The sequence below is a fragment of the Pseudoalteromonas sp. SWXJZ94C genome (assembly GCF_015864385.1).
Classification (GTDB): Bacteria; Pseudomonadota; Gammaproteobacteria; order Enterobacterales; family Alteromonadaceae; genus Pseudoalteromonas.
In genome coordinates, this window is record NZ_JADYXF010000081.1 from 1 (window position 1) to 9,760 (window position 9,760).

At 36.3% G+C, this 9,760-nt stretch carries 12 protein-coding genes; 2 read left to right on the forward strand and 10 right to left on the reverse strand.

Annotated elements, in window-relative coordinates; genetic code table 11:
- Positions 1-180: 180 nt before the first annotated feature.
- The 10 genes from I6F65_RS20440 to I6F65_RS20485 all read right to left on the reverse strand — a co-directional run bounded on the left by I6F65_RS20440 (position 181) and on the right by I6F65_RS20485 (position 5,217).
- Positions 181-363: a hypothetical protein gene (locus tag I6F65_RS20440; RefSeq protein WP_197114663.1), complete on the reverse strand. Its 183-nt coding sequence runs from the start codon at positions 361-363 to the stop codon at positions 181-183.
- 62 nt (positions 364-425) lie between these two features.
- Positions 426-866: a hypothetical protein gene (locus I6F65_RS20445; protein WP_197114664.1), complete on the reverse strand. Its 441-nt coding sequence runs from the start codon at positions 864-866 to the stop codon at positions 426-428.
- Positions 867-915: 49 nt separating this feature from the next.
- Positions 916-1,362: a hypothetical protein gene (locus tag I6F65_RS20450; protein WP_197114665.1), complete on the reverse strand. Its 447-nt coding sequence runs from the start codon at positions 1,360-1,362 to the stop codon at positions 916-918.
- A 105-nt stretch (positions 1,363-1,467) separates the two neighbouring features.
- Complete coding sequence (locus tag I6F65_RS20455; protein WP_197114666.1) at positions 1,468-1,809, reverse strand: hypothetical protein; 342 nt, start codon at positions 1,807-1,809, stop codon at positions 1,468-1,470.
- 25 nt (positions 1,810-1,834) lie between these two features.
- Positions 1,835-2,320, reverse strand: a complete 486-nt coding sequence (locus I6F65_RS20460; RefSeq protein ID WP_197114667.1) for a hypothetical protein — start codon at positions 2,318-2,320, stop codon at positions 1,835-1,837.
- A 59-nt stretch (positions 2,321-2,379) separates the two neighbouring features.
- Positions 2,380-2,817 (reverse strand): hypothetical protein, encoded by a 438-nt coding sequence (locus I6F65_RS20465; RefSeq protein WP_197114668.1) that lies wholly within the window; start codon positions 2,815-2,817, stop codon positions 2,380-2,382.
- A 71-nt stretch (positions 2,818-2,888) separates the two neighbouring features.
- The gene (locus tag I6F65_RS20470; protein WP_197114670.1) at positions 2,889-3,263 is read right to left on the reverse strand and encodes a hypothetical protein; all 375 of its coding nucleotides are present in this window, start codon (positions 3,261-3,263) and stop codon (positions 2,889-2,891) included.
- A gap of 68 nt (positions 3,264-3,331) precedes the next feature.
- Positions 3,332-3,967: a DUF4272 domain-containing protein gene (locus I6F65_RS20475; RefSeq protein WP_197114672.1), complete on the reverse strand. Its 636-nt coding sequence runs from the start codon at positions 3,965-3,967 to the stop codon at positions 3,332-3,334.
- Between the two features lie 45 nt (positions 3,968-4,012).
- A complete protein-coding gene (locus I6F65_RS20480; protein ID WP_024611350.1) occupies positions 4,013-4,318 on the reverse strand; it encodes an MGMT family protein in 306 nt (101 codons plus the stop codon).
- 2 nt (positions 4,319-4,320) lie between these two features.
- Positions 4,321-5,217, reverse strand: coding sequence for a LysR family transcriptional regulator (locus I6F65_RS20485; RefSeq protein ID WP_024611351.1), 897 nt, complete (start codon positions 5,215-5,217; stop codon positions 4,321-4,323).
- 122 nt (positions 5,218-5,339) lie between these two features.
- Between I6F65_RS20485 and I6F65_RS20490 the strand changes: the two genes are divergently transcribed.
- Together I6F65_RS20490 and I6F65_RS20495 are read left to right on the forward strand one after the other, a co-directional pair.
- A complete protein-coding gene (locus I6F65_RS20490) occupies positions 5,340-6,422 on the forward strand; it encodes an efflux RND transporter periplasmic adaptor subunit (RefSeq protein ID WP_197114673.1) in 1,083 nt (360 codons plus the stop codon).
- A gap of 2 nt (positions 6,423-6,424) precedes the next feature.
- A complete protein-coding gene (locus tag I6F65_RS20495) occupies positions 6,425-9,493 on the forward strand; it encodes an efflux RND transporter permease subunit (RefSeq protein ID WP_197114674.1) in 3,069 nt (1,022 codons plus the stop codon).
- The last annotated feature ends 267 nt before the right edge of the window (positions 9,494-9,760 follow it).

Below are 9,760 nucleotides of genomic sequence, written 5' to 3' on the forward strand. Positions count from 1 at the left end.
ATTCCACCATATAGTTTCATACTAAGTTCCTCGAGGTACAGTTTATGTTTTGGTTAACACAACTGTATCGAAAAACTCGAGGAACTTTCTATATGATTATCAAATCTTGACTTCACATATCACTATTTATCACCGGCCGCTCACAGTAAATAGCCGACTGTCAGATTAGATTGAGCATTACTAATCTAATCTGCCCACTACACGCTGCTCATTGTGAATAAAACATTCAAAATTAAAGTCACACGTTTCAGTTAAAAAGCCATCTATAAGGTCAAATAATTCATAATCATCTGTTGTAAATGAAGGTCGATTACCTTTACTTATAAATATACAAATATGAACGCCATGATTAATACAATTCACGCAACTTCCCTATAATCATGGTTGTAATACTATTAATTGCTTAGCGCAATATACACTTAGTATTACACTTCTAAATATTTTCTTATTGACGCCCAATCAGGGTAACTTGAAGTACCAAAGTGTAACAATTCACCTTCAAATTCACTTTGGCAACGTCCTGTATGGTTATCATCTATTAAGTACTGCCCTTTTAATAAACTTTTATTAGGGCTGATAATTAATCTATTTACCATTTTAAAACCTAAGTGCTGCTCAACCCAAATTCGTTTTTCTGTATAACATAACGGATTTTTTACTGACGGAGCAGTTAAAATATAAGGTGTGTATTTATCAGAATCTAATAAAGCATTAACGGCGTTGATTGCACCAGGCAAAGGACGTAATTTAGTATAAAAGCCATATTGAGATTGAGGAAATTGAATTGCTGGATTCAATTTAAGATCTTGATTCGCAGCCTCGGTAAAATTACAAAGAACATCGTCCATATCAATGTAAACAATCATATATTTCCTAATTTTAAAATCAAGCATGCAAATTTACTACACGTGATAACTATTTTTTTATTATAAAAAGTATTAAAAATACTAAGACATTTAATGCTATAGAGCATGTACTTAACAACAAGCCATTTATTACATGTTCATTATGTATTTGGCTAATAGACTTTACAGGCGACTCCCTTTCATACTTTATGCGCTCAGTAAATGAATCGTCCATACGAATATAACGAAAAAGAACATAACCCATACCGCTCACAGTAAAAATTAAGCCTAACCAACCTGATGCCACCCATGGCATAAAGGCAATAAAACCAAATAAGTAGCACAAAAAATATAAACGGTTACCCATGTAGTCTGTGGCTACTTTTAGAATTATTTGTTCTCGTTTATTTTTGGGGATTCGTTTTGTAAAAAGCAGCCTTTGTTGGGCATCTAAGCTCATATGCGCGTAATCATCCGGATGACGACTCGATATGTCTTTTTTATTTTTTGTATTCATTCATATATTATCCATTAAAAAACCAATAATAAACCAACAAAAAAAACCATATTACGAGCAGCCTTCAAGTTGATCTCCTTGATTATTATTCACTCAATTTCATTTTCAGTTAAATTTACTATTTGTATAAATACGATTTAATATTTCATAAACAATACGGGAATATAAATGATAATGCGTTGAATCGTTGGGGATATAACTGACCGTTTTGATAAAATAAATCTTACCTGTTTTATTAATAAATGATTGTAGAGCGAGTTCAACCGACTCTTTTATTTTATCAACAGACACCGCACTACTCAAACCAACATTCATTGCTTTTAACTTAATAAACTGGATACTTTTAACTTCGATATCAGATAGTTCAATTTGCAAATAAGCATCAAACCCGCCACCGCATTGGAGCGCGCCAGTATAGATATTATCGCCATTATTATAAATTCTCAAAATAGCCCTTATCGCTTAAATATTTTTAAACAAACCAGAAAAATATAATAATTAAAGTGATTATAACTACTTTAATTCGCATTTTATTTTTGTTTAAACCATAAAAAAATGCAGGGTAATATAACGCAGCTAATGGAATTGATAACCAGACTAACATAGGCAATATAGAACTACTTACTTCTGAGTGAGGTTGTTTAGCCATATAACTCACCCAAAAATAAAGAGTAATACTCTGCATAACAGCAAATACGCCATAAGTAGTGACTCGAGCACGCCTACCTTTTAAAATATCGGCTACGTAGGCTGCAATAGCCGGTATAACAAGCCAACAACTTAAAAATGAGGCAATCCATATAGGATCGTCGCCTCTTAAAGTACCAACAGGAATACCGCTTTCTATACCTCTTAATATCCACAATGCCAGTATTGATATAAATAGACAGGCTGTTGCCGAAAACCCTCTAATCAAAAAATCAATGAAGATCGCAGTACCCGACTTATTACATTGCATGTAGTGACCTTATGATAAAAATAATACCTGATTACCGATTACCGATTACCGATTACCGATTACCGATTACCGCCAAGCGTGCTGTGCAAAGACTTCCAAGCGCGATGGTATTTAGCTACTCGGCTAAGATCATTTTCGTTAACAGTGTCTAAACGTAATATATTTATATTGTCTTCAATGTCAGCAATTTTTATTTTAGTTGCAAGGCTATTCGTTTTTACACGTTTAATAAATAAGTCGTAACTTTCACCTTTAATCTTGGAGAGGCATTGAACGGCATTAACTATATTCGATGGTATACCTTGTGTTAGCAAGTCGTCAGCTGTGTAATCAGAATCCTCAATCACGTCGTGAAGTAATGCAACTGCCCTTTCTTCATCTGTGTCCATTTTTGCCATTAAACGAAGCGGGTGTAGAATATACGTTTGACCCGCTTTATCTTTTTGCCCCGAATAAGCTTTGAGCGCTATTTCTAAGGACTTTTCAATTATATCCATGTCGAATTCAATCCTATTCCTACAAAAAATGAGAGCAATAAATGCGATGCAATTGGTATAACCTAACTTATTTATTGATCAGTAAAGTTAACTGTTGCAGGGCATTTATAAGTAGCCACGCTATATTGTAAGCCTATCTCAAAGTGATTGTATGCGTATTCAATTAAAATTAAGTTATCTTTTACTGCATCATTTTTTGCTTTTTTTAATAAACAAAGAGGCTTACCATTTATACCCGAAGGTATGTAATCTGCAATAATAGGCCCTTGTGAATAGCTATAACGAGAACGTTCTAAACAGGATTCTAATTTAAGGCTGTCATCATCGTTAAATGTATTTAAGTTGTATACTTTTAAATTTGCAGAGCCTGGTTCTTCATCGACTAGGCACACTGAAGAACAACCTCCAAGTAAGACTAAGGTTAACAATCCAAACAACTTTTGCATTTTAAGACCTATATATTTAATAAATAATTGGTTTATTTAAATACGTAATAAAACGGGTTAATTTTTTACTACGTATTTTGCGCAATATTATCCCAGTCAGAATCATTATCAAGGCACCACGTTAAACCGCGTCTGCGCTCCATAATAAGGCTCATATTAAAGTTGTCGTTAGATTTAGCGTTTAAATTAAAGTGCCTAGCGCACCACATGGCTCTGTAATATAAATCTCTCATTGAATAAACTTCTTCAAAAGGACGTAGTTGAATATTTTGGTTAAATTTTTCAGGTCCTTCTTCATTTTGTAAATTTGGGCAGTAATCAATCATATCATCAGGGATTGGCTTATTAATACTCAGCTCATCAAATTTACTCATAACCCAAATTAATGACCAAAGAGACTCCAAATACCAATGTAAGTTTACTTTGTCTTGCTCCTCTATAGTGTCTTGCGATAACACTAAAATAGCTATTTCAGCGTCAGACAATGAGCTTGTTAAGTTATTATTATTAATATATTTTTTTATATCTTCGATAGGTGCATTAAAAGCAATATTAATCATCGCATTCATAATAAGTGCTCGGTCTATAATTTCTTGCGGACTCCTCATGGTGGTTAATTCGCAAGAGGGCAACCAATCACACACTTCGCCATTTAAACTCAAAATTATTTTTTCGTTTTCGGTCTTTATTTTATTTAAATCCACGTCTATTAATCCTTATTAAATTTAACTGTATGTAATGCTGAATAATTAAATCCAGCGATGCAATTTTATATTCACCTTATCACTTTTAAAGCTAACACCTTCTGATAAAAGCTTTTCACGTTGCTCTTGGTATTTATCGCTTCCCTCAGGGAACGATATTTTACCTTGGCTATTTACTACGCGATGCCATGGAATACTCGAATCTTTAGGCATCATTTTTAATAAACGACCAACCAAACGTGAATTTTGAGGATAACCTGCAAGCGCAGCTACCTGTCCGTAGCTTGCCACAGAGCCTGCTGGTATTGAGCCAATGACAGTAAAAATAAGTGTTTCTTTATCAATATCCATTGTTAACTGGTCCTGGAGTATTCCTTACTTAATTGTTTAAATTGATCCCAAATAGTTCGCGCTACAGGACCATGATGAATTGCATGTTGCCTAAACGCTCTAATTTGCGCACTAAACTTATGCTCTCTATCTGTTATATGTATTTCTTGTAGTAAGCCCGCTTTAATTTCGGGAGCGCAATGCGCTAAACTCATCATTGCCCATCCAGCACCCGAAAGTAAAAATGATTTTAAAGTTGATACGTCGTCTATTTTCATCATTGCAGAGCCTTTTGAGTACGATAACCTATCGCTATCTATACTCAAATCGCTTTCAAACATGGCTAAACAGGGATACGTTTGTAGCTCGGTATAGGTGAGTTTTTGAGGGAGCACACCTTTAGCACTTACAATTCCTATATCAAGCCTGCCTATTGGCACACTTTCTAAATCGCCTGTTGCATGAAATAAGTCAAACCATGGACCAATGCCTAGCTCGGCTTGACCACTATTAACTTGCTCTAACGAGATAAAGCGCTTTCCGCTCGTTAAACTAAATTCAGTGCTAGTAAACAGTCCAAAAGTATTACTTATGATCTCATTATAACTTTGCATATGACAAAGCTGTTCATAACAAATTCTAAACTGGGGTTCATTTCCTAATGATAATTCCTCAGCAAGTTTGCCCAACTCGTCGTTAGCATGCAGTAAGTGCAAAGCCTCTCGGTGAAAAATCCGCCCTTTTTCAGTGAGCTGTAATCTGTACTTACTTCTATCTAGTAACTCAAAGCCTATTTTAGATTCTAAATTTTTGATTGCTAAAGTGAGCGCTGGTTGTGTTTTATGTAGCTTTAAAGCTGCTCCGCTCAGGCTTGCGCTTTGTACTATCGCATCTAAAATTATTAATTGATTCAGCTTCATACACTCCCCCACAACATTATAAATAAAACTTATTGAGTTTCTAAAATTTAATGATTTTTATTTTATATGTTTGCAGCGTATGCTGCACTTAATTATTTTGCCATCTTTGCAACGGAGAAAACATGCAACTGTTTCGTTTATGTTTGCTAACAACGACTTTACTCAGCTTAATAGCTTGTTCTGAGCCTGAACAACAAGTTAAAGAAGAGCCCATTCGCCCAGTTAAATTATTTAACATAGGGCATGACTCGCAAATAAACATTCGTAGTTTTCCTGCTGAAGTAGTTGCAAACCAAGGCTCATATCTTGCCTTTAGGGTAAATGGCGAACTGATTAAGTTTCCTGTACTTGCTGGCGAGCACGTTGAGAAAGGCGATTTGATGGCAAAACTTGACCCTGAAGATTTTCAGTTACAATTTGACGAACGTAAAGCGCGCTTTGAGCTGGCAAAATCTCAACTTGGGCGTATTGAACAATTGTTTGAGAAAAAAATCACAAGCCAATCAGAATTAGATGAAGCCACTGCCAATATGCAAATTGCTGAGTCTGCATTTAGAATTGCCGAAACAAACCTTGAGTACAGTGAACTTCGCGCGCCATTTTCAGGTACGGTTGCTAAAGTATTTGTTAAAAACTTTGAAAACATTCAAGCTAAGCAAAATATATTACGCCTAGAAACACGCGATTTAATGGATGTAGAAATTCAGGTACCAGAGAAAATAGTCGCTCGCCTACAAAAAGGATCCGACTACCACCCAACCGTAAAATTTGATGGCTTTGACGATAAAGAATACACACTTGATATTAAAGAGTGGGATACCCAAGCAGACCCAGCAACACTTACTTACCAAGTTGTTTTTTCGCTTCCTTTACCCAAGGACTTTAATTTACTTGCCGGCATGACGGGTCGTGTACTAATTGACTTAAGCAAAGTTACTAGCTCACAAGTTGCCTATACTATTTTACCCATTGAATCAGTTTTTTCTGAGCCACAAGAGTCAATTAAAGATAATGCTTATGTATGGATATTTAATCCTCAAACAAGTGAAGTTCGCAAACAAGCGGTAAAAGTAGGTCAACTACATCGCGATGGTATTGAAGTGTTAAGTGGTATTGAAGAAGGTCAAATTGTGGTTTCTGCTGGTGTTAATTCATTAAAAGAAGGCATGAAAGTAAGAGCATGGAATAAAGAGCGAGGCTTATAATTATGAGCTTTGCACAACTCTCCATTGAAAAAAAAGTAATTAGTTGGATGTTTACGTTACTGCTACTAATTGGCGGTAGCGTTTCGTACTTTGATTTAGGCCAATTAGAAGACCCTGAATTTACACTTAAAAAAGCCATGGTTATTACTATGTACCCTGGCGCGTCACCACAACAAGTTGAAGAAGAAGTTACTTTTCCAATCGAAAATGCAATACAACAACTTCCCTATGTAGATTACGTAACGTCTATTTCATCGAATGGTAAATCGCAAATTTCTGTCGAAATGAAAAGCACTTATCGAAAAGAGCAGCTTCGCCAAATTTGGGATGAAATGCGCCGTAAAATTAACGACCTTTCCCCTTCATTACCTAGCGGTGTTTACCCAAGTACTATTTTGGATGATTTTGCCGATGTGTATGGTGTTATGTATTCGGTGACCGGTGATGGCTACTCTTATGATGAACTAAAAGATTATGTTGATTACTTAAAACGCGAGTTAGTCCTTGTTAAAGGCGTAAGTAAAGTCACTATTGCTGGGGAGCAACAAGCGCAAGTAATGGTAGAAATGTCTACTCGTAAATTAGCGCAGTTAGGGATTGCCCCAAGTCATATTTTTGAATTATTACAATCACAAAATACAGTGTCTAACGCGGGTAAAATTCGCGTGGGTAGTGAATCGATTCGTTTGCACCCTACCGGTGAATTTAAAGATGTAGAAGAACTCGAAACGCTTATTATTTCAAAACCTGGTGCAAGTGAGCTTATCTATTTAGGTGATGTAGCAACGGTTTTTAGAGAATACGCCGAAGTCCCTAGTAACATTATTCGTTTTAATGGTAAGCAAGCACTTTTAATCGGTATTTCGTTTACCTCGGGCGTTAACGTAGTTGATATTGGTAGACATATAGATGAGCATTTAGCATCACTTGAATACCAACGCCCACATGGAATTGATATAAGTTCGGTGTATAACCAGCCAAAAGAAGTTGAAAAATCAGTTGATGGATTTATTGTTAGCCTACTTGAAGCAATAGCGATTGTTATTGTTGTGCTGTTGTTATTTATGGGTATGAAAAGCGGTATTTTAATTGGTGGGATTTTACTTCTTACCGTATTAGGTACGTTTATATTCATGAAATTGTTTGCTATAGATTTACAGCGTATATCCTTAGGCGCGCTTATTATTGCTTTGGGTATGCTAGTAGACAATGCAATTGTGGTTACCGAAGGTATACTTATAAACCTTAAGCGCGGTCAAACAAAACTAAAAGCGGCAATAAATATTGTTGAACAAACAAAGTGGCCATTATTGGGCGCTACTGTTATTGCGGTTACTGCATTTGCGCCAATTGGTTTGAGTTCTGATGCGAGTGGAGAATTTGCCGGCAGTTTGTTCTGGGTTTTATTTATCTCACTTTTATTAAGTTGGATAACGGCAATTACACTAACACCATTTTTTGCTAATTTAATGTTTAAAGAAAACGAATTTAAAAACGATAAAGGTCAAGAAGACGAAGACCCATATCAAGGTATCATTTTTAATTCTTATAAGGCTATTTTAGACTTATCTTTACGCTTTAGAAAAACGACTCTTATTTTAATGGTTGTTTTACTGTGCAGTGCCGTTGTTGGTTTTGGCTCTGTTAAACAATCGTTTTTTCCTGCATCTAATACACCTATGTTTTATGTTGATTACTGGCAAGAACAAGGCGCTGATATTCGCTCCACTCTTGACGGTGTTAAACAACTCGAAGCCTATTTACAAAATGAAGATTTAGTTGAAGAAGTAACAAGCACAGTAGGCCAAGGTGCTCCTCGCTTTATGCTGACTTACGCGCCAGAAAAATCATACCCTGCATACGGGCAGTTAATCATACGTGTTACCGACAGAGAAGCCGTTGCTGTTATTATGCAAAAAGTGCGCGACTACTCAGTAAACCATGCTCTTTCGGCTCAATTAAAAATTAAACCTATGGAAATTGGTCCCTCTACTGATGCAAAAATAGAAGCACGTTTTTCAGGACCCGATCCTGTTATTTTAAGGCAATTAGCAGCGAAAACTGAAGAGTTATTAGGCAGTGACGATGGGGCATTTAATATACGTAATGATTGGCGTGCTCGTACTAAAATGATTCGCCCACAATTTAATGAGCAAAAAGCGCGGCGCTTAGGTATTAGTAAATCAGATCTTGATAACGTGTTACTAACAAGCCTTTCAGGTAAACAAGTTGGTGTGTATCGAGATGGTACGCAGTTATTACCTATCATTACCCGTTCACCTGAAAACGAGCGTTTAAATGTAGAAAGCGTACACGATTTGCAAATATATAGCCCTGTACTGGCTGTGTTCGTTCCCGTTACACAGGTAGTTGATGAGTTTGTTGTTGAGTGGGAAGACAGCCTTATAATGCGCCGCGATCGTAAACGCACAATCACGGTAATGGCTGACAACAATGTTTTAGGCGACGAGACACCAGCAAAACTATTTGCTCGTATTCGTGCTCCTATAGAAAACATAAAGCTACCACACGGATATGAGCTGGAATGGGGCGGTGAATTTGAATCATCCAGCAAAGCACAAAAAGCTATTTTTGGCTCGTTACCGCTGGGTTATTTAGCCATGTTTGCAGTAACTGTATTGCTATTTAACTCGGTAAAACAACCTCTGGTTATTTGGGCAACTGTACCACTTGCTATTATTGGCGTGAGTGCTGGCTTACTTGTTATGAACACACCGTTTAGCTTTATGGGGCTACTTGGCTTGTTAAGCTTAAGTGGTATGCTAATTAAAAATGGAATTGTATTGGTCGATCAAATAAATTTAGAGCTTCGTGAAGGAAAGCAACCATATCAAGCCGTATTTGACTCCGGTGTGAGCCGAGTGCGCCCTGTAGCTATGGCAGCTATAACCACTATATTGGGGATGATACCACTGTTATTTGATGTGTTTTTTCAATCAATGGCAGTAACTATTATGTTTGGGCTAGGTTTTGCCACCATACTTACATTAATTGTAGTACCGGTGCTTTATACCGTTATATTTAGAATAGATTATGAACCACGTAAATAGTTAGCCCTATAATTAAAAAGCATTAAAAAATGCCACTGACTTAAGGTCAGTGGCATTTTTATTTAATACCAATCTGCTTATATATGGGGTCTATTTAACAATAAGAAAATTGCGCTAGAACTAGGCAAAAACTTTTTGTATCTAGGGCGTGTTGATCTTTGCGGTATAAAAAACAAACAGCATGAGGATAAGGTATAATTGAATTCGCTAAAAAACGTTACACCGAACCCTCATGCCAAGATTAATGTTAACAGACGCGACATGGAA